The organism is Neisseria sp. P0001.S005 (genome assembly GCF_051963715.1).
The window spans coordinates 1-21,665 of record NZ_JBQCTZ010000047.1; the positions used below are offsets into that span (position 1 = coordinate 1).

The window sequence follows — 21,665 nt, forward strand, 5'->3', positions numbered from 1 at the left end:
CCTTTAGCGCCGGCTGCGCCAGTGTCACCTTTATCGCCTTTAGCGCCGGCTGCGCCAGTGTCACCTTTATCGCCTTTGTCGCCTTTAGCGCCGGCTGCACCAGTGTCACCTTTGTCGCCTTTAGCGCCGGCTGCACCAGTATCACCTTTGTCGCCTTTAGCGCCGGCTGCGCCAGTGTCACCTTTGTCGCCTTTAGCGCCGGCTGCACCAGTGTCACCTTTGTCGCCTTTAGCACCGGCTGCACCAGTGTCACCTTTGTCGCCTTTGTCGCCTTTAGCGCCGGCTGCGCCAGTGTCACCTTTGTCGCCTTTAGCGCCGGCTGCGCCAGTGTCACCTTTAGCGCCGGCTGCACCAGTGTCACCTTTGTCGCCTTTAGCGCCGGCTGCGCCAGTAGCGCCGGTATCACCTTTAGGGCCAGCAGGACCAGTATCGCCTTTTTCGCCTTTAGGGCCAGTTGCGCCAGTAGCACCAGTTGCACCGGTATCGCCTTTAGGGCCAGTTGCACCAGTTGCGCCGGTATCGCCTTTAGGGCCAGTTGCACCAGTTGCGCCGGTAGAACCAGTAGAACCACCACCAATTACGCTCAGGGTGTATTCGTTAGTGCCGTTTGAAGTCATCTTCAGACCGTCACCTGCGATCAGTTTCAGGGTGTTATTGGCATTTGATTTAGGATCGTATTTGTATGTACCTACATCTGGTGAGCTACCGCTACCATTATGGCCTGAGAATACAAACGGATTCAGGTTTTCGATGCGGTTTGCAACAGCGTACAATTGAGAGCCGTTGATTGCATCGGTAGAAGTTGCAGAAATACGGCCTGCGGCAACGTTTTGGATTTGACGCTCGTTACCTGCAGAACCTACAGACAATACTGCGCCGTTGCCCAAGCCGCTGGTTGCGCCTGCGAAGCCGCTGTAAGTGTAGCTGCCAACAGTAGCAGTATTGGTAGGTACGAATGCGCTGGTTGTAGAGCCGTTACCCAGGGCTACGCTGTTTTCGATAGTAGATTTAGCTTCTGAGCCCAAAGCCAGAGTGTGTTGGGCTGTTGCTTGAGCGTTGTTACCCAGGGCAGTTGCAAACTTACCGTTGGCTTGAGAGAGGCGGCCCAATGCGATGGCTTGTTCTGAAGTGGCTTGGCTTTGTACGCCCAAAGCTACTGAGTATTTACCAGTTGCTTGAGCAGCAGGACCGAATGCAGCGGCAGAAATACCGTCCGCTACAGAACCGCGACCGATTGCTACGGCAGAACCTTTTTTAGCTTGAGCGTCGCCACCCAATGCTACCGCGCCGTTTGCCAGAGCTTGAGAACGTTGGCCGATAGCAGTTGCCACGATACCGGTTGCTTGAGATTCAGTACCGATTGCCATTGCCGAACCGGCATTATTTACTACGCCGTCGCCATCAGAACCGGTAGAAGTACCATTTGCTGTAGCAGCATAACCTACTGCAACGTCAGCAGTTTTAGAAGCATTTGATTTAGAACCTACTGCAATAGAGTTATTACCAACGGCTTTAGCAGCAGAACCTGCTTTATTACCCAGAGTACCATCTTTCGCACCGCCAATAGCTACAGAATTTTCACCTGTTGCTTGAGCAGATGCACCACCGGCAAATGAGCCTTCGCCATTCGCTTGAGACAATACGCCGATAGCGGTACCACGTGCAGCAGTTGATTCAGCATAAGCACCGATACCAATTGCGTTATCACCTCTAGAAACTGTTTTAGTACCGACAGCAATGGAGTTATTATTAGCCGCAGTAGCAGTTTGACCCACAGCAATAGCATTAGACTCAGCAGCAGTAGCGTTAGAACCTACGGCAATTGCAGCTTCTTTATTGGCTTGTGCATATGGACCAACCGCAACTGTCAGATTACCTTCTGCTTTTGTATATGAACCAACACCGACAGCTTGAATACCTGACGCATTTGCGCTAGTACCTGCTGCAATCGCGTGGTCTTGTTTTGCTACGCTATCTTTACCGACAGCAATCGCATTTGTCCAAGCACCGTGAGCGTTGTTACCAATAGCGATAGAATCTTGTTTTTCAGCGTTCGCATGCGTACCTACAGCAACTGCAGCAGCATTTGCATTGGAGTTGTCACCAATAGCTGTTGCAAATTGTGCGCCAGCATTTGCACGGTTACCGTATGCACTTGCGGAGTCTTGAGTAGCAGTCGCACGGTTACCTACTGCAGTCGCACGAATTTGCGTTGCTTGGGCTACGTTACCGATTGCAACAGAAGCTTCGCCACTTGCAACAGAGCTTACACCCATTGCAGTCGATGCACCGCCGGTTGCGATATTGTTATTACCCACAGCCAATGCTGCGTTTGCAGTCGCAGTATTGTTAGCACCGTAAGCGATAGTGCCATCTTGGCTGCTGGCAGTATTTTGATAACCCACTACAACAGAGTTGACACCAACGTTTCTGTTAGAACCGTTGTAAGTGCCATCAGGAGTGATGTTTACTGCGCTACCTCCCAATCTTACATCGGCCTCTGCTCCGCTAGATGCCATCAAAGCACCTGCTGCAACCACTGCAGCAGCTACGGCTTTACGCTTGTCAGAAGCGGATTTTTTGCCGTGTGCATGGCTGATCTCGGAAACCGCGGTCCATGTCTGGGTCGCGTGGTTCCAAATGACTTTAAAGACTTTATTCATATCGATTTTCCTGTAAGGGGTTTGATTTCTTTTGGGACGTGTTGCTCGGCTGTAAACCGCCTGTCCACACATTTGCCGCATTTCAGAGTCTCCCCTTTATGCGGTTTCATGCCGTAATCTCCTGTATGCAATTCCCGTGCCAAAAGTCTCCACTCGGCCGAATAGCAGCTAAAAGCCTGTTTTATGGGATTTTATGCTGATACATTTTGGGAAGCTTGTGAAGTTTGGGAAACGATGTGCCGTTTTTTGTCAGCTTGTTTCTTAACAAGTCACTTTTTGTCAGCTTCTATCAATGCATTCGGAATCCTTGTCCAAATTTTATATGCGTTTGGTTTTACAAATCAACTCTTCCGATAAAGTGTTATTTTTTCGGCCTCAACGGTCATGCCCGTTAGATTTACTTGTTGCTTTTTTTAAACGATTTTTATAATTATATGATTTTTGTTGAAATTTTTAAACAATAATGATTGTTAAATAATATGTTAACAGGATAGTTATTTTAGTGATAGATTTAGATGTCAGCTTTTATTTAGAGAATTAATGAGATTTGTATCAAGGATCGGTTTAAACCGTGTGATGGGTTTATATAGCCTGTTTTCAGACGGCCTTTGACGTTTTCTAACATAGCAAACAGCGGGCAAATGACACGAATTTATGCGCTATTGAGCCGATGGACAGCGTTAAAAAGGCAAGTGTAAAACTTGCCTTTACGTTTGGGATTTGTTTGTTCTTTATTGTAGAAAACTGTGTTGTTTTTTCAGACGGCCTTACCAACGGAATGTTTGGGTTACGCCTGCTGAAGCGCCGTTGTTGCCGGCATAGCCGTAGCCTCCGGTATGGCTGGAGGCGCAGGCGGTGAGTGTGGCAAGGGTAAGGATGAGGAGAATGTGTTTCATGTTTTTCTCTGAGTAGGTTGGTTTTAGACTTGGGCGGTGTTGTGTTGCTGCATGAATCGGACGGGCTGGGGCTTGGTTGCTTTGTCCTGATTTACAGTTAGACCGCTAAATTGTTTGATGATTAAAGAAGGCCGTCTGAAAACGGGTTTCATGATATTGGAACTTTGTTTTCAGACGGCCTTTATTTTATATCAGCTTATCAGTGGCGGAAATGGCGGATGCCGGTTACGACCATGGCGATGCCGTGTTCGTCCGCTGCATCAAAAACTTCTTGGTCGCGCATGGAGCCTGCGGGGTGGATGATGGCTTTGATGCCCTGCTCGGCAATGACATCTACGCCGTCGCGGAATGGGAAGAAGGCATCGGAAGCGGCACATGCACCGTTGAGGTCGAAATTGGCATCTTGCGCTTTGCGGGCGGCGATGCGGGTGCTGTCCACGCGGCTCATTTGGCCTGCGCCGATGCCGTAGGTTTGACCGCCTTTGCCGAAGACGATGGCGTTAGATTTGACGTATTTTGCGACGTTCCATACAAACATCAGGTCGTTCCATTCTTGCTCGGTCGGTTCGCGTTTGGAGACGACTTTCAAATCGGCGCGGCTGATGCGGTGGATGTCGGGCGTTTGTACCAACAGTCCGCCGCCGACGCGTTTGAGTTCAAAGCGGTTGGCACCTGCTTCAAGCGGCACTTCCAATACGCGCACGTTTTTCTTGGCGGCGGCGATTTCGAGGGCTTCGGCGGTGAACTTCGGCGCCATGAGGACTTCCATAAATTGGTTGTCGGTAATTTGTTTGACGGTTTCGCCGTCCACTTCGCGGTTGAAGGCGATGATGCCGCCGAATGCGCTGGTGGTGTCGGTAGCGTAGGCGAGTTTGTAGGCATCCAAGGTATTGGAGGCGACGGCTACGCCGCACGGATTGGCGTGTTTCACAATTACGCAGGCCGGCGCGTCAAAGGATTTGACGGCTTCCCAGGCGGCATCGGCATCGGCGATGTTGTTGTAAGACAATTCTTTGCCTTGCAGTTGTTTGTAGGCGGAAAGGCTGCCTGCTGCGGGGTAAATATCGCGGTAGAACGCGGCGCGTTGGTGCGGGTTTTCGCCGTAGCGCATGTCTTGCACTTTAATCCAGCTTTGGTTGAACTGGCTTGGAAATTCGCCGATTTGGGGCTGACCGCTCAAGACGTCGTCTGAAAGTGAGGTTAGGTAGTTGGAAATCATGCCGTCGTATTGGGCGGTATGGCTGAATGCTTTGCGTGAGAGGTTGAAACGGGTTTTGTCGCTCAATGCGCCGTTGTTGGCTTCGAGTTCGGCGGCGATGGCCGGGAAATCAGCGGTGTCGGTAACAATGGCGACGTGTTTCCAGTTTTTCGCGGCAGAGCGCACCATGGTCGGGCCACCGATGTCGATGTTTTCAATCGCGTCTTCCAGTGTGCAGTTTGGTTTGGCGATGGTGGCGGCGAAGGGGTAGAGGTTGACGCACACGAGGTCGATATTGCCGATGCCGTGTTCTTCCATCTTGGCGACGTGTTCGTCCAAATCGCGACGGCCGAGAATACCGCCGTGGATTTTCGGATGCAGGGTTTTCACGCGGCCATCGAGCATTTCGGGAAAACCGGTATAGTCGGCAACTTCGATAACGGGAACGCCTGCATCAGCCAAGAGCTTTGCTGTACCGCCGGTAGAGAGGATTTCAACACCGAGCTTAGTCAGGGTTTGGGCAAATTCGACTGCGCCTGTCTTTTCGGATAGGCTGATCAGGGCGCGTTTGATGGAAGACATTTGGATTTCCTTTGTTGAAGGTTTAATCGATATGGGATGAATTTTCAGGGCGGTATTATCCGCTATTTTCGCCTTTTTGGCAGTAGGTTTTTATAGATATTGTTAACAATTTTATTGTAAAAGGCCGTCTGAAACTTGGTTTCAGATGGCCTTTTGCTTTTTCTTATTTAAATCCCATTTTCTTTGCTACCCATACTGCGCCCGCCATGCCTGTACATAATGGCATGAGTAAGGCAACGGGGGCGTAGGTTAGCTCCAAAATAAAGGCTATGGCTGTCAGGGGCATTTTGAGAGAAACGCCGAGGAAAACGGCGGCGCCGACAATGGCCGCGCTTTCGGAGGACATTTCTGGGAAAACGCTGTTCCACGCGGCGGCAGCTGCAAAGGCAATAGTACTGCCGAGCATCATGGACGGGGTAATCAGGCCGCCGTATGCGCCTGCCGCCAGCGCCATCAAGACGACCAGCCATTTGACGGCGGTCAGCTCAAGGCTGTGTTGCCAGTCGGTCAATCCGCCAAAGGTCAGTTGGTTGCCTGCTTTGCCATTGCCCAAAATTTCGGGAAACCAAACGGAAATCGCGCCAATGAGTGCAAACATACAGACGGCCAAGGGAATGATTTTGATGTTGTCGCGCTTGATGAAGGGGAACTTTTGGGCTGTACGCTGGAAAAAGACGGCGGTTGCGCCCAGTATCGGGCCGATGATGGCAGAAAACCAAAGTAATGAGGTGTTGATGGAAAGGTTGGTCGGATGATATTGCTGCACGTCTCCCAAGCCGATGCGCGCGACGGCAGTGGCGATGACGGAAGTCAGCAATGCGGCGGCGACGGCTTGCTGCGTCCATAAGCCAAGCATGGCTTCGAGGATGAAAAGTGTGGAGGCGAGCGGCACGTTATACACGGCCGCCAAACCTGCACCCGAGGCGCAAGCAATGACCAGCCTTGCGTCGTCTTCGCTCAACCCGAAACGGTTGACGCCTACTGAAGCAAAGGCGGCGGTCATTTCGCGTGGTGCAACTTCGCGGCCGAGCGGCGAGCCAAGCCCGACGGTAATGATTTGCAACAGAGCATGGCTGACGGTTTCAAAAAACGGAAAACCGGCGAGCGGATTTTTAACCACGGCTTTAATACTCGGTTGCGGCCTGCCGTAGCGTTTGAGCAACCACCACCCCAAACCAACCACCACGCCGCAAAAGGCCATTACGCCGATACGCCGCGCAGGACTTGCCTGCGATACGCCCTCGCGGAAAGAAACGTATAGGCCGTCTGAACCGTAACCATAGGCAAGATGTTGAATTGTGTGCATGATTTCGGTTAATACAATGCCGACCATGCCGCCGATAATGCCGGTAATGATGAGGGCGGCCCAGATTTTATGAGTGTCTTTCACGGGATTTGACTTGAGGTAGTAATGGTTTGATCAAAGCGTTTTTTAAGGGAACTATTGTCCGCCCAAGGGGTAGTTTTTGGGGGCGACGTGGGTTTGGCCGTTATAAGGGAAAATATATTTCTGATTTTTATAATTTTTCTTTCTTGATACGCCGCTGAGTTTTGCAGTCAGCGCCCATACGCCGGATACGGCAGGACGGCTTTTGTCAAAAGCAATTTTGGCTTCTAGGCTGACAAACGTGTCTTCGCAGAGGCGTTTTTCGCGCCCTTTATATTCATCGCAATTGCCGTAATATGCGCCGTTATCGTTACCGCTGATCATGACGCTGTTGCGGATTCGGTTGCTATCATCGGTAAACAGGAAGTTTTGCGAAGTCGTCGTGTCGCCTTGGCCTGTATAACTTGATTCGGCAACATAGCCCCAGTTTTGTGCGCCTACCTGAACAAACTTCCACGCCTTATTCTCCGGCGGCTCGCCCCATGCGCCGATTTTATCTTTTCCGTGCTGTTTGATTGCCCACTTGCCGTCTGCTTTCTCCAAAACAAACAATTCTGCCAGACCCGAAGAAGCATGGGCGTCCTGTTTTACTTTTTGTTCCATATCGTAGACAAAACCTGTGTACAACACATAGCGCGCGGCTTTGCCGTTGCGCGTTACGGTATGGTCGGCAACGGGTTTCATGCAATACATAATATTGTCAGATGCTGTCTCACTGTCTTTCGGCGGCTCGGTAAGCTGGCATTTGTGCGCGGCAAGCGGTCGGTTGTAATACTTGGCAATGACGGCCTGTACGGCGGCTTTGTCGTTATCGGGTGCAGCCGACGCCAAAACGGGGCAGGCAAGCAAAAGCAGGGAGATAATGCGTTTCATAGAAATTTTCCCAAAATGTTTTATTGAAAAAAGATACTGCTTACTTCAGGCCGTCTGAAACCGTTTTCAGACGGCCTTTTTGTGTTTGTTGCTGACACGCGCCAACATACCGGCGACAAAAGTGGACGCAATAACGACGGTAATGCCCATCGCAGACATAGCGCTTAAATGTTCGCCCAAAATTAACACCGCCATAATAACGCCGATGACAGGCTCAAGCGAAATCAGTAGGCCGGAGACGTTGGCAGGGACTTTGTTCATGCCTTTGTTCCATAACAGATAGGCAAGCCAGCTGCAACCGATCCCCATATACAAAATCGACAGCGTACCGCCCCATGACCAGTTGATTTGATAACTGTCTGCCAACACCAGCGAAAACGGCAGACACAACACCGCCGCCACCGCCATGGAAGCCGCGGTAAATGCAGGCGCACCGATGCGGGCAATCATCTGCTGGCTCGGACGTATCACGCCTGCAAAACCCAATCCCGCAAGCAAAATCAGCAGACAGCCGAACCAGTCAATCGTACCGCCCTCCTCCGCGCCGCCCATTACCATCATGCCCACGCCGGCAAACGCCGCCGCACCGCAAATCCAGTGGTAAATTTTCGCTTTGTCATTGAAAAAGAAATGACCGACAAAAACCACCAGCAAGGGTTCCAGCCCGACCATGGTAACCGCGCTGGCGGCAGACGTGTATTTCAAACCGATAAACTGGAGCATCAAAACGACAACGTAGTTGACAAAGGAAATCCACAACAACGGCTTCCACTCGCTCCGCGGAATCCTACCCAAATGGTGGCGGCACGACGGCAGTACCATCAACGCGGCAATCAACAACCGTGCCTCAACCATCAGCGCAGGGTCGATCATCTCGTAAGAATACTTGGCAGCGATAAAAGAGCTGCCCCAAATCAGCAGGGCAAGTATTTGATAGAACATGGTCCGACCTTTTAAAAAGGGTTAATCGTTTCTTCTCTATATTTATTATTCAGACGGCCTGGAGGGTTGGCCTTTTTTATTTTGTCTGCGTCAGCGAATCCAAAAAGTCGAAGAGTTTGGCATTCATTTCACTGAAATCCGCCGCTTCGATTTTATCCGGATGCTGAACATAAGTTTGGGCTTGGCTTTGTTCGGCCACATTTTCGCGCCCATCCGCCGCAATCAGCAGCCCGACGGCTTCGCGGTCAAACTCCAAATGAGCCTGGAAAGCATAATGTTTGGGCGCAAAACGGATAATCTGGCGCGGACAGCCTTTGCTGGTTGCCAACACAACCGCCTCATCCGTCAAACCGGGCATATCGCCGTGCCAATGGCCGGTATTCAGGGTTTTGCCCAACAGGGAAACATGGGCATCCGCCAAACCTTCCGCCGTCAGCTCAATCAGATAAATGCCGATTTCACGCTCAGGGCTGCGTGTGTGGCGCGCGCCGTAGGCAACGGATAAAAGCTGCGCACCCAAACACACGCCGACAATATATTTATCCGCCGCCATCGCCTGACGCATCAGGCGCAGCTCGGATTCGGGGTCGTAATACGGGAATGCCTGCCTGTCTTCATCAGGCGATTGCGGCCCGCCCATCACAATCAAAAAATCTATATCGTCCACATTGTCAGGCAGGGCTTCACATTCGTACACTTTGGTTGCACTGATGTTATGTCCGCGCCATTGCGCCCATTTCAAATATGCTCCCGGCACTTCAAATGCCTCGTGCAAGATGAAATGGATATTTAATTTATTCGGATTTTGCATTGTTATTTCTCCTTCGACCGTCAGGACGGATTGCCCTGCCGTATTACAGCATACCGTGCTGTTGTAATTTTTTACGCAGGGTATTACGGTTCAAACCCAAAATGACCGCCGCTTTAGACTGGTTGCCGCCGCATTGTTCCATCACGCAGGCAAGCATCGGCTTTTCCACTTGATGCAATACCATATCATACACGCCGCAAGGTTCCGTACCATCCAAGTCTTTGAAGTATTGTCGTAAGTTTTGTTCAATACATTGCGCAATGTCAGTCGTCGTTTGATTCATCGTGATTGTCTTTCTTTGGATTTGTTTTTAAATGATGAAGCCGTCTGAACATTCAGACGACGTTTATTTGATTTGATTGAATTTACCCTATCCGATTTATATTTATTTTTGATTAACTATCGATATCTTATTTTGAAATAGATTTCTGTAATTTACTGTCCCAAAACGCCTGCCACACGCCATTTTCTTGAGCCAGATAGATAACAAATTCATTATTGACATGATCGGCAACGTAATGGATGGAATACGGTTTTTCTTCACAATTGACTATCCAAACATGAAATTGACGCACCTTTTTCCAAGATTGGCGGTTATATCCTATTTCTTGATAAGCTCTAGGAATAGGCGATTGAGCCTCTTTTTCCAAAGATGCTTGAACCTGATTATCCCATGCGTTCAAATTCTGCAGGATTTCCATGTATTGAGCCTCATCTCCTGAAGCAAAATACAGCAGGATATTATGTGCACTCTCACTTAATGCCAACTCAACAGTCTTGCCCTGCTCGTCATAATGCCCTTCATCATTGACCAGCCGACGAGTGGCATCAGCCAATTCCTGTTCCCAATCCACATGTTCGAAACGATTGCGTGGAAACATAGAATCAGCTTGATGTTTTTTGACAAACAGTTGTTTTAATAAATTAAACATAGGGTTTCCTGAAACCATCTCCTCACGCAACCTACTGCTCAAAGCAAGTAATCTTGCCAACCTTTTCTCTGTCAGGTTCGATTTCTGCTACATTATCTCCATATTTATTACCCCAAAAGAAACGCCCGTTCTCCTCATACCAAGGCTTGCCCAGTACATACCAAGCCTTGTCCAAACTGTCACCGGGGCGGATGGTTTCGCATGTTGCTTTATCCTTCCCTGCACTCAGCATACAAGCATCATGTTGACGACAATCAGGATTCATGCACCTGCCCTTGTCTTCATTCCAATAGCGATCCATTAATTTACAGGCTATCAGATTGTAGTCATAAGCATAAATACCAAATCCTGTCAGCAACAGCGCGGCTATGCCGAAGCGTTTGAACCGTGAGGTCAATTTCATATTTACTTCCCAAAAAGAAAAAGGCCGTCTGAAACCCTTTAGCCTTCCCGATAGTGGCATACCCAGCGGTCGGTTTTTTCTGAAAGCGTCTCAAGATAGGCGGCAAGGGTGTCGTATTGTGCTGCGGTGCTGTCCAAGCGGTTGATTTCTCGGCGTGTTTGTTCGCCATCGGGCATTTCATCGATATACCAGCCTATGTGTTTACGGGCGATGCGTACGCCGGCCACTTCGCCATAAAATTCATGCATGGCGCGGATGTGGTTCAAAATGGTGGCGTTGCATTCTGCCAAGCTTAAGGCCGGCGGCAAAACGCCGTGTTCGGCGTAATGTTTTAAATCACGGAAAAGCCACGGCCTGCCTTGTGCGCCGCGCCCTATCATGATGCCGTCGGCAGCGGTTTGCTTGAGGACGGCGGCGGCTTTTTGCGGCGAAGTAATATCGCCGTTGACCCAAACGGGAATGTTCAGACGGCCTTTGGTTTCGGCAATCAGTTCGTAACGCGCTTCGCCTTTGTACATCTGCGTACGGGTGCGGCCATGGATGGCAAGGGCAGCGATGCCTGATTCTTCGGCAATTTTGGCGATGGTCGGCAAGTTTTGATGTTCGTCGTGCCAGCCCAAACGGGTTTTGAGGGTAACGGGTACGTCCACCGCGTTGACAACGGCTTTCAAGATTTCGGCAACCAAAGGCTCGTTTTGCATCAATGCGCTGCCTGCCTGCACATTGCAGACTTTTTTGGCCGGACAGCCCATGTTTATATCAATGACCTGCGCGCCCAAGCCGACGTTATACCGCGCGGCTTCCGCCATCTGCTGCGGATCGCTGCCGGCAATCTGCACGGCCACCACTCCGCCCTCGCCTTCAAAATCGCTGCGGCGCAAGGTTTTTTTGGTATGGCGCAAGCTCGGATCGCTGGTCAGCATTTCGCATACCGCCCATCCTGCGCCAAACTCGCGGCAAATCCGGCGGAACGGTTTGTCCGTAATGCCTGCCATGGGGGCAAGTGCAATGGGGTTGTCAATGAAATAGCCGCCGATGTGCATGATGTGTGCGCCAAATTGAAAGGGCTGAAATTGTACAATTTTTAAGCAACTTTTCCAATCGTATTTACATGTTGCACAATGAAAAAGGCCGTCTGAAACTGGGTTTCAGACGGCCTTTTCAGACAAAACATTTAAATAAACAACATAACAACCATCTGCACTGCGGCCTGAATCATGGCGATAATCGGCCAAATCAGTTTGGCCAGCAGGCCGGTAAACAACAGGATCAGGATAATCCATGTGCCGTATGGCTCGATTTTACGAAACTGCATGGACTGTTTGGCGTTAAGGAAGGTATCGATAAAAATACCGCCGTCCCAAGGCAAAATCGGAATCAGGCTGAATGCGACCCAAATCGAGTTCACCATCACGCCGTAACCTGCCATCTGCACCAATGGCGCTTGATAAGACTCAGGCACATACGCAGAAAATACGACGACAAAGCCCCAAAAGAACGCCAAAATCAGATTGGCAATCGGACCTGAAATCGACACCCAACGCCACGCGCGGCGCGGATCGCGGAAATTGCGCGAATCGATGGGCATAGGACGCGCCCAGCCGAACAGAAAACTGCCTATCATCAGACACACCAGCGGCACGACAATCGTACCGACAGGGTCGATGTGCGGCAGCGGATTGAGGGTCAAACGCCCGAACTGCTCGCCGGTATGGTCGCCCCAATACCGCGCCGTATAACCGCGTGCCACTTCGCGCACGGTAATGGCTAACAACACGGGCAATACTGCCAGCAGAAATACGCCTAAATCAAAATTTGCAAACATGTTTTTCCTTATCAAACACGCCGTCTGAAAACAAAAAATATCCTTAAATATCCTTTCAGACGGCCTGAGGCTTTAATCTTCTTCTGTCTTATCCGAATCGAAAGACTCTTTCAGCTCTTCCCAAGTAATGCCCTTACCTTGCGGATTCAGCTTGAAGACTGCTTCACTATAAAGTAATGGCGAATATCTTTAATAAAAGGCCTGTCATGCTGAAATTTAACACGCAGCACCGATTCCATAAAGGCTTTCAAACGGCATGATTCATTACTTCTCGTTATCATACCCAATTCGAGCACCCCATTTATTTCAAGCCTAAAGGCCGTCTGAAACTTCAAATCCAGTTTCAGACGGCCTTTGATTTCCTATTTAAAATGTTTCAGCTGTTTTACAGGCTGTAATACATTTCAAATTCCAGCGGATGAGGTGCCATGCGGATGCGGCGGACATCCTCCTCTTTAAAGGTGATGTAGCTGTCGATCCAGTCTTTGCTGAACACGCCGCCGCGCAGGAGGAATTCGTGGTCGGCTTTGAGGGCGGCCAGTGCTTCTTCCAAAGAAGCGCAAACGGTTGGCACCAATGCATCTTCTTCCGGAGGCAGGTCGTACAGGTTTTTATCGGCAGGGTCGCCCGGATGGATTTTGTTTTGAATACCGTCCAAACCGGCCATCAACAAAGCGGCAAACGCCAAGTATGGGTTGGCGGTCGGATCAGGGAAACGCGCTTCGATGCGGCGTGCCTTACTGCTGTTCACAGACGGAATACGGATGGAAGCGGAACGGTTTTTGGCGGAATAAGCCAGTTTGGTTGGTGCTTCAAAGTGCGGCACGAGGCGTTTGTAGGAGTTGGTGGACGGATTGGTAATCGCGTTCAGGGCTTTGGCGTGTTTGATGATGCCGCCGATGTAATAAAGGGCGGTATCAGACAAACCGGCGTAGCCGTCGCCTGCGAACAGGTTTTGACCGTCTTTCCAAATAGATTGATGGACGTGCATGCCGCTGCCGTTGTCGCCCATGATGGGTTTGGGCATGAAGGTGGCAGTTTTGCCGAAGTTGTGGGCAACGTTTTGAATCACGTATTTCATGTCTTGGGTTTGGTCGGCGCGTTTAACCAAAGTAGCGAAGCGCGTGCCGATTTCCATTTGGCTGCCGGTGCCGACTTCGGCATGATGCACTTCCACTTCGATGCCGAGCTCTTCCAAAACATTGACCATGGCAGAACGCAGGTCTTGACCGCAGTCAATCGGCGCAACAGGTGCGTAACCGCCTTTGACGGTCGGGCGGTGGCCGGTGTTTTGACCGTCCATGTGCAGGCCGCTTGACCATGCGCCGCTTTCGGAAGTGATTTCGTAACGGGTTTTGTGCATATCGGTTTCAAATTCTACGCCGTCAAAAACGAAGAATTCAGGCTCGGGGCCGAAATAGGCGGTGTCGCCGATACCGGAAGATTTCAAATAGGCTTCGGCGCGGCGCGCGATAGAGCGGGGATCGCGGTCATAGCCTTGGCCGTCGGCCGGGTCGATGACGTCGCAGGTAAAGACAACGGTGGTATCGTCGTAGAAAGGATCAACAAAGGCTGTAGACGCATCGGGACGCAACTGCATATCGGAAGCCTGAATACCTTTCCAACCGCCGATGGACGAACCGTCAAACGCTTGACCGTTTTCAAACCATTCTTCGGGATCGTCGAGAACGATGCGGGCGGGGATGGTAAAGTGGTGCTGCTTGCCTTTGGTATCGGTAAAGCGCAAATCTACGAAGCGGGCTTCGCTTTCTTCAATCAGTTTTACAGCGTCTTTGATGGACATCTTCAGCTCCTGAGGAATGGGTTTAAGTTGTTATTCTACCACGGTAAGGCCGTCTGAAATACATCAGGGCACCCGTTTTTACGCAATGAAATATAGTTTCAGACTGTTTAATTGTCAACAATTTTACATTACGCTTTCTTAACATAAAGACCGCTATAATAAGCACTCTTTTCTTTTGTTTCTGCAGAACCTGTTTTATGAACAATACCCCGCGTTACGCCGTTTTCGGCAATCCCGTTGCACACAGTAAATCGCCGCAAATCCATCAGCAATTTGCGCTGCAGGAAGGTGCAACCATTGAATATGGGCGCATTTGTGCCGAAATCGGCGGTTTTGCCGAGGCTGTTGCGGCGTTTCGCGCCGAGGGAGGGCAAGGTGCGAATGTAACTGTCCCGTTCAAGCAGGAAGCCTTTGCACTGGCGGACGAACATTCCGACCGCGCCTTGGCTGCAGGCGCGGTCAATACGCTGGTGTGGTTGGAAGACGGCAGAATACGCGGCGACAACACCGACGGTATCGGTTTGGCCAACGACATCACACAGGTCAAAAACATTGCCATCGAAGGCAAAACCATTTTGCTTTTGGGCGCAGGCGGCGCGGTGCGCGGCGTGATTCCGGTTTTGAAAGAACACCGCCCTACCCGTATCGTCATTGCCAACCGTACCCACGCCAAAGCCGATGAATTGGCGCAGCTTTTCGGCATTGAAGCTGTCCCAATGGCGGATTTGAACGGCGGTTTTGATATCATCATCAATGGCACGTCCGGCGGCTTGAGCGGTCAGCTTCCTGCCGTCAATCCTGAAATTTTCCGCAACTGCCGCCTTGCCTACGATATGGTTTACGGCGAAGCGGCACAGGCGTTTTTGAACTTTGCCCAAAGCAACGGCGCGGCCGAAGTTTCAGACGGCCTGGGCATGCTGGTCGGTCAGGCTGCCGCCTCTTACCATATTTGGCGCAGATTTACGCCCGATATCCGCCCCGTTATCGAATACATGAAAGCCCTGTAACCATGTTCCGCATCATCAAATGGCTGATTGCCCTGCCCATCGGCATCTTCATTTTCTTCAACGCTTATGTGTACGGCAACATCATTACTTACCGCGCCGTCGCGCCCAGCAAAACCGCCTTCATGTCCATGCGCATGAGCCAGTTTGCAAAAGAAGGCCGCGATGTCGAGCTGGATTACCGCTGGGTGCCTTACGACCAAATTTCCGTCAACCTCAAAAAAGCCCTGATTGCTTCCGAAGACGCCAACTTTGCCGAACACAGTGGCTTTGACTGGAACGGCATTAAATACGCCATGAAACGCAATAAGCAAAGCGGCGAAGTCAAAGCCGGCGGTTCGACCATCAGCCAACAACTGGCGAAAAACCTGTTTCTCAACGAAAGCCGCAGCTACATCCGCAAAGGCGAAGAAGCGGCGATTACCGCGATGATGGAAGCCGTAACCGACAAAGACCGCATTTTTGAGCTGTATCTGAACTCAATCGAATGGCACTACGGCGTATTCGGCGCGGAAGCGGCGTCCCAGTATTTCTACAAGAAACCTGCCTCCACCCTCACCCGCCAACAAGCCGCCAAACTCACGGCGCGCGTTCCGGCTCCGCTGTTTTACGCAGACCATCCTAAGAGCAAACGGATGCACAACAAAACCAATATCATCTTACGCCGCATGGGTTCAGCAGAATTACCCGAAAGCGATATGGATTAATTAAAAAGGCCGTCTGAACATTTCAGACGGCCTTTGTTTTTAGGCTTTCTCTTCCGGCTCCGGTACGTCAAACACTTGGCGCAGGTAAGCGAGGAAGGTGTTGTTGGTGGTCATGGTTTTGCCCGGGGAGTCGGAGAGCTTGGCGACGGATTGGCCGTTACACTCGACAAGCTTCAAGACAATGTTCAAAGGTGTGTGTCCCAAGTCGTTGGTCAGGTTGGTACCGATACCGAAACTGGTTTTGAAACGGTCTTTGAAGTATTGGTGCAACGCCCATGAACGCTCAATATCGAGGCCGTCTGAAAAGGTCAGCATTTTGGTGCGGCTGTCGATTTTGAGTTTTTTGTAATGCTCGTAGGCTTTGTCGCCCCAAACATAAGGATCGCCGCTGTCGTGGCGCAGGCCGTCGAAGAGTTTAGCAAAATAAAGGTCAAAATCGCGCAAGAAGGCATCCATACCGACCACGTCGGTCAGGGCGATGCCGAGGTCGCCGCGGTATTCGTGTACCCAGCTTTCCAACGCAGCTTTTTGGAAATTGCGCAAACGTACGTCCAAGGCTTGGAAGGCTTGGAGGAACTCGTGCGCCATGGTACCGATGGGTGTGATGCCGAGTTTTTTGGCCAGATAAACGTTGCTGGTACCGCGCACGATATCGGGAGCGGCTTCCAGTAAGGTGCGGATAACGTGTTCCTGCCATGCGAGGGTGTAGCGGCGGCGCGTGCCAAAATCGGAAATCAGGAACGGCGGATCATTCGGATTTTGAGTGGCCGCAATTTCTTTCAGCTGTTGCGCTTTGGCCTGCAGACGGCGCTCGCCTTCTTCAATGACTGCGGGCGTTTCCAAGCGGCGGAAATAGAGTTCGTTGACGATGGCAAGAATGAAAATCTCGAAGAACATCGCCTGTATCATCGGGCCTTCGATGCGGATGTTCAGACGGCCTTGATCATCAGGGCTGACTTGGACGAAGCGGCGTTGGAGTTGGAAAAGTTCGAGATAATCGACAAAGTCGCTTTTGATAAAGCGCAGGCTGCGCAGATAGTCGAGTTCGTCATGGGTAAAGCGAAGCTGGCACAGGGCGTCGAGTTCGCGTTCCAAGTCTTCTTGAATATCGGCCAGCGGATACACCATCTCTTTGTTGCGGCAGCGGAATTCGTAGAGGCTGTGGGTTTGCGGGAATTGGTGCAACACGACTTGCAGCATGGTGAATTTGTACAGGTCGGTATCAAGCAAGGATTGGATAATAGGCTGATAAGCAGACATAAGTTTTCTCTGAGTAAACGTGGGCGTTGAGGTATCGATTTTAATGGAAAAGGCCGTCTGAAAGAAACCTTATTCAGACGGCCTTTATCTTATTAATCCAGCTGCGCTACGGAAACCGGCAAAGAGCGGATGGTAGACAACATCGTGCTGGCATCTTTTTGCTGTTTGCGGAACGCGGCCATATTGGTCGGGGTCAGCTTCGGCGTCGGCAGGGCGACGGTAGTCGGGTTGACCGGCTGGCCGTTGACGCGTGCTTCGTAGTGCAGGTGCGGACCGGTAGAACGGCCGGTTGTACCCACAAAACCAATTACTTCGCCGGCACGGACTCTGCCGTCGGCAGGGCTGAACGCGCTCATGTGACCGTACAGGGTTTCCACACCGTTGGCATGGCGAATCATCACGGTATTACCGTAGCCGCCTTTCCAACCTTTGAAAATCACTTCGCCGTCGGCAGCGGCCTTAATCGGCGTACCGGTCGGCGCGGCATAGTCGATACCGGTGTGCATACGGACGGTATGCAGAACCGGATGGACACGGTAGCCGAACGGGGAAGAAATGCGCGTGTATGCAACAGGCTCGGTATTAAAGCCTTCTTTTTGTTGCAGGGACTTACCGTTTTGGTCGTAGTAGCTACCGCTTTCTTCGTCGCCTTTGCCTTGGCTGTAATAATAGGCTTGATAAGTTTTGCCGTCTTTAACCACTTCAGCCGCCAAAATATCGCCGACCGCCATTTGCTGGCCGCGGAAATACATGCTGTTGTACAAAAGACGCACGGTATCGCCTTCTTTCAAATCGCTCATATTGAACGAATCGGCAAAGATTTCTTTGAGCTGGATATACACTTCGGAAGGTATTTCGGCACGGAGCATATCGCCGATGGCGGAAGTGCGGATTTGCACGGAGCGCAGGGTCGGCATGGTTTTCATGTCGATTTCGGCATTGGAGATGCGCCATTTGCCTTTGACTTTTTCTAAAGCCACCAAGTTGCGTTCCAATTCTTCATCGGTAAAGAATTGAACATCGGTCACTTGGCCTGAAGAGTCGATGCGGATATTGACGGATTGATTGGTCCGCAGGTTTTTCATGTCGAGGTTGGCATTGTTTTTCGCCATGATTTGCTTGATGTCTTCTTGGTTGACACCCATGCGCGTCAAAACGTCTGCCAAAGAGTCGCCGGCTTGGACGGCTTCTTGCACCCAATAGCTGGATTGATAGGTATTGGTTTCCACATAAACGGCAGGCAGCTCTTCGGAAATACGCTCGACTTTGAAATCGGTTTGTGCTGGTTGAGGGTCGGTAATGGCGTATGCGGTCATGATGCCTGAAGCCGGCAGCAGAAACGCTAAGAGGGTTGCTTTGAATCGAGTGGAATATTTGTTTTTAATCACGCGTTATCCTTAATGGGGCGGTCTGTTTTTTTAAAGTTTGCAGAATGCCGGCACATCCGGCCTGCCGCGACCGCCTGCTGGTTTAAACAGTTTTGGGGATAAAGGACTTTGAGTCTTTTTTTCCGATCTGAAAATCAGGTTTTCATTCGGAATGAATGAGGTCGTATTTGAGATTGACGTTATTATCAGGGCTATTGTGTTGATTTACACCCTGTTTTTCTGAAATTTACGCCACGCATTTTAGCATGACAGCCCGTTTTTTCCAAACCGGCCGTCTGAACGGCTCTTTTTGAGTACGTGAATGCAAGGTTCCGAAACGCATCATTTGTCGCGTAAAATAACGGTTTTCCTATCTATTTGCGCTTATGAAGCTGACCCTCGCCCTCCCCTCGCTCAACCGCTTTGCCGACGAATCCGTTCCTGCGCTTGCCTTACCTGCTTTTAACCGTCTTTTGCGTTACGGCATATTACGCAAAGAAACACTCAGGCCGTCTGAATTTTACGGCCGCCATTTGTGGAGCGGCAGTCTCATTACCCAAGTGCAACGTTTACGCCACACAAGCCAAAAACGCGTGGCCGCTTTTGCCTCTCCGGTTTGGCAACAAATGGGCATGCACCATGTCAACATTATCAGCGGCGAGTTTATCGGCATCCAAAAAGAGGAGGCGCAACGGTTATGTGCGGATTTGTCGGCGTTTTATCAAGATAAAGATTGGCAATTCGAGCCGCTTTGCGAAAGCATGTGGCTGCTCAGTATGCCGATGACTGAAGATTGGGGCGCGGAATGTGTTTTGGATGTGTGCGGGCAGCCGGAAATGGACGGTCAGGCACACGGCAAAGATGCGGTGTCTTGGTTGGCCATGCAGACGGAAATCCAAATGTTTCTCCACACGCATCCGATTAACCAAGCGCGCGAACAACAAGGGCTGCCGGAAATCAACGGTTTGTGGCTGTGGAATGATGCGGACGGTACACAGTCTGCGGATATCGTCGCCTCAGACAGCGCATGGGCGCGTTTTTCGGATACGCCCAAACTCGATGCGCCGTATAATTTGAAGGCTTGGTTTGAGATGGTTCAAGAAACAGGCAACACGGTTTCAGACGGCCTTATCTTTTTGGACGACTTGGTTTCCACCTTACAGACAGGCGATGTTTGGGCATACAAAGATATTTTGGAAAGCTGGGAAAATCGTTGGTTTGCGCCTTTATGGGACGCACTCGATTCAGGCCGTCTGAAAACCGTGTGCATTGCCACAGACGGCGAAAACGGCGGCACGCTGGAAATCGGCCGCCGTTCCAAATGGGCATTTTGGCGCAAAGCTAAAACGTTTAACGGATCGTGGTAAACGGTTTTAAGCCTCCAACGCTTCCAATTTAGCCGAAATTCTATCCCACACATCCTGCAAAGGAATCGCTTTCAACAAACGTGTCGGATCGTTGGTATCGATGCTGTCGGGGTGAGGCAGTTCGGCATAATCGCCGGCATAAATGACTTCCGCCTGCTCGGAATACGGACGCCATTTATCCACCCATGACGCGCCAAACAAAGCGATTTGCGGTTTATCCAAAGCAGCGGCGATGTGCATCGGTGCGGAATCGACACCAATAAACAACTTGGCGCCCTCAATGGCCGCCGCCAATTCACGCAGGCTCAAGCATCCGGACAGCACATATACTTTTCTGCCTTCCGGAATATTCAGACGGCCTATAATTTCCTGAAGCATGTATTGTTCGACAGTGTCGGGAGAAGCAGTCAATACGACATTCTGTCCGCTGTTGAGCAGAAGCTGTACGATGGCGGCGTTTTTGCCGTCTTCCCAACATTTGAAATGCCAGCGCGCACCCGGGTGCAGCAACACATAATCTTCGCCGCTCCACCCCTGCTCACGCAATTTCTGCCGCATACTTTCCCTTGCATCTTGTGCCACCCAAAGGCGCACCTTCGCATCGGCCACGTTTTCCGGCTGGATAAGCGGCGCAAGGATATTCAATTGGTTTTCAACGATATGATGGCTGGTATCCAGCTCATGGTTGATAAAATCATGACAGAAACGCCACCAGAAACCGTCACGCTTGATGCAGTCCAAACCCACGCTGCAACGGGCGCACAGTTTGGCGATTACCGCCGCGCGCCATTGGTCGGACAGGTTGAAAGCCCAGTCGTAATCACGTGCCTTCAGCTTAGACAAAAGGTTTTTCTCACACGCCAACTGCTTGAATACGCCCAGCTTCTTCCAATTTCGATCAATGGTAAAAATCTGCGCAATCTGCGGATTATCGGCAATCAGCTGCTCCGTACCGGCATACACCAGCATATCGATTTCGCAATCGGGGAAACGGGTTTTCAGCGCATCGACCACCGGCGTGCTCAAAAGCACATCGCCATGATGGCGCAATTTGATGATCAGGATGCGTTTGGGTTGGGCTAAAGACATACAAAACTTTCAGACGGCCTGTTGATTGGTTGCTATTGTAAAGCGGAAAACAGGTTTCATAAAATACAAAACAGGCCGTCTGAAAGCTATCCTGCTGATTCATCGCTATAAAATCCGCACAAGTCATGCAATTTATATTACAATCCGCACGCACCCCGTGGTTCGAAAACCTCCCACATTAAAAAACTAAGGAAACCTCATGTCCCGCAACAACGAAGAGCTACAAGGCATCTCCCTTTTGGGCAACCAGAAAACCCAATACCCAAGCGAATACGCGCCTGAAATTTTGGAAGCGTTCGACAACAAACATCCCGACAACGACTATTTCGTCAAATTCGTCTGCCCCGAGTTCACCAGCCTCTGCCCGATGACCGGCCAGCCCGACTTTGCCACCATCTACATCCGCTACATCCCCCATATCAAAATGGTGGAAAGCAAATCACTGAAACTCTATCTCTTCAGCTTCCGCAACCATGGCGACTTCCATGAAGACTGCGTCAACATCATCATGAAAGACCTCATCGCCCTGATGGATCCGAAATACATCGAAGTATT

Annotated in this window: 21 protein-coding genes and 1 riboswitch; of the genes, 4 read left to right on the top strand and 17 right to left on the bottom strand. The window is 50.7% G+C overall.

Translation table 11 applies throughout. The features are described from left to right. The 14 genes from ACTHSP_RS08175 to glnA all read right to left on the bottom strand — a co-directional run. A partial coding sequence (locus tag ACTHSP_RS08175; RefSeq protein ID WP_440345932.1) for an ESPR-type extended signal peptide-containing protein occupies nucleotides 1-2,663 on the bottom strand: 2,663 nt, incomplete at its 3' end. A 767-nt stretch (nucleotides 2,664-3,430) separates the two neighbouring features. Continuing rightward, nucleotides 3,431-3,559 carry a hypothetical protein gene (locus ACTHSP_RS08180; protein ID WP_256388401.1) on the bottom strand — a complete coding sequence of 43 codons (129 nt, stop codon included), beginning with the start codon at nucleotides 3,557-3,559 and terminating at the stop codon, nucleotides 3,431-3,433. 23 nt (nucleotides 3,560-3,582) lie between these two features. Next, nucleotides 3,583-3,711, bottom strand: coding sequence for a hypothetical protein (locus tag ACTHSP_RS08185; protein ID WP_440345933.1), 129 nt, complete (start codon nucleotides 3,709-3,711; stop codon nucleotides 3,583-3,585). Nucleotides 3,712-3,758: 47 nt separating this feature from the next. Then, nucleotides 3,759-5,339: a bifunctional phosphoribosylaminoimidazolecarboxamide formyltransferase/IMP cyclohydrolase gene (gene purH / locus ACTHSP_RS08190; protein ID WP_440345934.1), complete on the bottom strand. Its 1,581-nt coding sequence runs from the start codon at nucleotides 5,337-5,339 to the stop codon at nucleotides 3,759-3,761. A 163-nt stretch (nucleotides 5,340-5,502) separates the two neighbouring features. After that, a complete protein-coding gene (locus tag ACTHSP_RS08195; protein ID WP_440345940.1) occupies nucleotides 5,503-6,672 on the bottom strand; it encodes a chloride channel protein in 1,170 nt (389 codons plus the stop codon). Nucleotides 6,673-6,780: 108 nt separating this feature from the next. After that, the gene (locus ACTHSP_RS08200; protein WP_440345935.1) at nucleotides 6,781-7,599 is read right to left on the bottom strand and encodes a hypothetical protein; all 819 of its coding nucleotides are present in this window, start codon (nucleotides 7,597-7,599) and stop codon (nucleotides 6,781-6,783) included. A gap of 66 nt (nucleotides 7,600-7,665) precedes the next feature. Next, entirely contained in the window at nucleotides 7,666-8,541 is an 876-nt protein-coding gene (locus tag ACTHSP_RS08205) for a DMT family transporter (protein WP_314513737.1), read from the bottom strand. Nucleotides 8,542-8,617: 76 nt separating this feature from the next. Then, nucleotides 8,618-9,352 (bottom strand): glutamine amidotransferase-related protein, encoded by a 735-nt coding sequence (locus ACTHSP_RS08210; RefSeq protein WP_314513735.1) that lies wholly within the window; start codon nucleotides 9,350-9,352, stop codon nucleotides 8,618-8,620. 43 nt (nucleotides 9,353-9,395) lie between these two features. Next, entirely contained in the window at nucleotides 9,396-9,635 is a 240-nt protein-coding gene (locus ACTHSP_RS08215) for a Fis family transcriptional regulator (protein WP_003684241.1), read from the bottom strand. A gap of 127 nt (nucleotides 9,636-9,762) precedes the next feature. Next, on the bottom strand, nucleotides 9,763-10,284 hold the full coding sequence (locus ACTHSP_RS08220) for a hypothetical protein (RefSeq protein ID WP_314513734.1): 522 nt from the start codon (nucleotides 10,282-10,284) through the stop codon (nucleotides 9,763-9,765). Between the two features lie 31 nt (nucleotides 10,285-10,315). Then, nucleotides 10,316-10,687, bottom strand: a complete 372-nt coding sequence (locus ACTHSP_RS08225) for a toxin (protein WP_314513732.1) — start codon at nucleotides 10,685-10,687, stop codon at nucleotides 10,316-10,318. 38 nt (nucleotides 10,688-10,725) lie between these two features. Beyond that, nucleotides 10,726-11,730 (bottom strand): tRNA dihydrouridine synthase DusB, encoded by a 1,005-nt coding sequence (dusB, locus tag ACTHSP_RS08230; RefSeq protein ID WP_314513731.1) that lies wholly within the window; start codon nucleotides 11,728-11,730, stop codon nucleotides 10,726-10,728. 131 nt (nucleotides 11,731-11,861) lie between these two features. Next, on the bottom strand, nucleotides 11,862-12,512 hold the full coding sequence (locus tag ACTHSP_RS08235) for a site-2 protease family protein (protein ID WP_049328871.1): 651 nt from the start codon (nucleotides 12,510-12,512) through the stop codon (nucleotides 11,862-11,864). A 385-nt stretch (nucleotides 12,513-12,897) separates the two neighbouring features. Next, complete coding sequence (glnA, locus tag ACTHSP_RS08240) at nucleotides 12,898-14,316, bottom strand: type I glutamate--ammonia ligase (protein WP_440345936.1); 1,419 nt, start codon at nucleotides 14,314-14,316, stop codon at nucleotides 12,898-12,900. A gap of 197 nt (nucleotides 14,317-14,513) precedes the next feature. Here glnA and aroE point away from each other — a divergent pair, with 197 nt between their 5' ends. Beyond that, nucleotides 14,514-15,323, top strand: coding sequence for a shikimate dehydrogenase (gene aroE / locus ACTHSP_RS08245; protein ID WP_440345937.1), 810 nt, complete (start codon nucleotides 14,514-14,516; stop codon nucleotides 15,321-15,323). A gap of 2 nt (nucleotides 15,324-15,325) precedes the next feature. Continuing rightward, on the top strand, nucleotides 15,326-16,027 hold the full coding sequence (mtgA, locus tag ACTHSP_RS08250) for a monofunctional biosynthetic peptidoglycan transglycosylase (RefSeq protein WP_308904786.1): 702 nt from the start codon (nucleotides 15,326-15,328) through the stop codon (nucleotides 16,025-16,027). A gap of 39 nt (nucleotides 16,028-16,066) precedes the next feature. Here the strand turns inward: mtgA and pncB are convergent, their stop codons facing one another. Together pncB and ACTHSP_RS08260 are read right to left on the bottom strand one after the other, a co-directional pair. Further along, nucleotides 16,067-17,287, bottom strand: a complete 1,221-nt coding sequence (pncB, locus tag ACTHSP_RS08255; RefSeq protein ID WP_107768755.1) for a nicotinate phosphoribosyltransferase — start codon at nucleotides 17,285-17,287, stop codon at nucleotides 16,067-16,069. A gap of 92 nt (nucleotides 17,288-17,379) precedes the next feature. Next, complete coding sequence (locus ACTHSP_RS08260; RefSeq protein WP_107723691.1) at nucleotides 17,380-18,675, bottom strand: M23 family metallopeptidase; 1,296 nt, start codon at nucleotides 18,673-18,675, stop codon at nucleotides 17,380-17,382. Between the two features lie 365 nt (nucleotides 18,676-19,040). Here ACTHSP_RS08260 and ACTHSP_RS08265 point away from each other — a divergent pair, with 365 nt between their 5' ends. After that, nucleotides 19,041-20,021, top strand: coding sequence for a hypothetical protein (locus tag ACTHSP_RS08265; protein ID WP_440345938.1), 981 nt, complete (start codon nucleotides 19,041-19,043; stop codon nucleotides 20,019-20,021). Between the two features lie 6 nt (nucleotides 20,022-20,027). Here ACTHSP_RS08265 and rfaQ read toward each other — a convergent pair whose 3' ends face one another. Continuing rightward, nucleotides 20,028-21,110 carry a putative lipopolysaccharide heptosyltransferase III gene (gene rfaQ / locus ACTHSP_RS08270; protein WP_049332303.1) on the bottom strand — a complete coding sequence of 361 codons (1,083 nt, stop codon included), beginning with the start codon at nucleotides 21,108-21,110 and terminating at the stop codon, nucleotides 20,028-20,030. A gap of 151 nt (nucleotides 21,111-21,261) precedes the next feature. After that, nucleotides 21,262-21,306: riboswitch (PreQ1 riboswitch) on the top strand. Nucleotides 21,307-21,309: 3 nt separating this feature from the next. Here rfaQ and queF point away from each other — a divergent pair. Further along, on the top strand, nucleotides 21,310-21,665 hold a 356-nt coding region (gene queF, locus ACTHSP_RS08275; RefSeq protein WP_440345939.1), incomplete at its 3' end, for a preQ(1) synthase.

What these genes read in the sequence shown, in the direction of transcription:
- ACTHSP_RS08180 (WP_256388401.1), bottom strand. Translation starts at nt 3,559, where the DNA reads ATGAAACACATTCTCCTCATCCTTACCCTTGCCACACTCACCGCCTGC.
- ACTHSP_RS08185 (WP_440345933.1), bottom strand. Translation starts at nt 3,711, where the DNA reads ATGAAACCCGTTTTCAGACGGCCTTCTTTAATCATCAAACAATTTAGC.
- purH (WP_440345934.1), bottom strand. Translation starts at nt 5,339, where the DNA reads ATGTCTTCCATCAAACGCGCCCTGATCAGCCTATCCGAAAAGACAGGC.
- ACTHSP_RS08195 (WP_440345940.1), bottom strand. Translation starts at nt 6,672, where the DNA reads ATGGTCGGCATTGTATTAACCGAAATCATGCACACAATTCAACATCTT.
- ACTHSP_RS08200 (WP_440345935.1), bottom strand. Translation starts at nt 7,599, where the DNA reads ATGAAACGCATTATCTCCCTGCTTTTGCTTGCCTGCCCCGTTTTGGCG.
- ACTHSP_RS08205 (WP_314513737.1), bottom strand. Translation starts at nt 8,541, where the DNA reads ATGTTCTATCAAATACTTGCCCTGCTGATTTGGGGCAGCTCTTTTATC.
- ACTHSP_RS08210 (WP_314513735.1), bottom strand. Translation starts at nt 9,352, where the DNA reads ATGCAAAATCCGAATAAATTAAATATCCATTTCATCTTGCACGAGGCA.
- ACTHSP_RS08215 (WP_003684241.1), bottom strand. Translation starts at nt 9,635, where the DNA reads ATGAATCAAACGACGACTGACATTGCGCAATGTATTGAACAAAACTTA.
- ACTHSP_RS08220 (WP_314513734.1), bottom strand. Translation starts at nt 10,284, where the DNA reads ATGTTTAATTTATTAAAACAACTGTTTGTCAAAAAACATCAAGCTGAT.
- ACTHSP_RS08225 (WP_314513732.1), bottom strand. Translation starts at nt 10,687, where the DNA reads ATGAAATTGACCTCACGGTTCAAACGCTTCGGCATAGCCGCGCTGTTG.
- dusB (WP_314513731.1), bottom strand. Translation starts at nt 11,730, where the DNA reads ATGCACATCGGCGGCTATTTCATTGACAACCCCATTGCACTTGCCCCC.
- ACTHSP_RS08235 (WP_049328871.1), bottom strand. Translation starts at nt 12,512, where the DNA reads ATGTTTGCAAATTTTGATTTAGGCGTATTTCTGCTGGCAGTATTGCCC.
- glnA (WP_440345936.1), bottom strand. Translation starts at nt 14,316, where the DNA reads ATGTCCATCAAAGACGCTGTAAAACTGATTGAAGAAAGCGAAGCCCGC.
- aroE (WP_440345937.1), top strand. Translation starts at nt 14,514, where the DNA reads ATGAACAATACCCCGCGTTACGCCGTTTTCGGCAATCCCGTTGCACAC.
- mtgA (WP_308904786.1), top strand. Translation starts at nt 15,326, where the DNA reads ATGTTCCGCATCATCAAATGGCTGATTGCCCTGCCCATCGGCATCTTC.
- pncB (WP_107768755.1), bottom strand. Translation starts at nt 17,287, where the DNA reads ATGTCTGCTTATCAGCCTATTATCCAATCCTTGCTTGATACCGACCTG.
- ACTHSP_RS08265 (WP_440345938.1), top strand. Translation starts at nt 19,041, where the DNA reads ATGAAGCTGACCCTCGCCCTCCCCTCGCTCAACCGCTTTGCCGACGAA.
- rfaQ (WP_049332303.1), bottom strand. Translation starts at nt 21,110, where the DNA reads ATGTCTTTAGCCCAACCCAAACGCATCCTGATCATCAAATTGCGCCAT.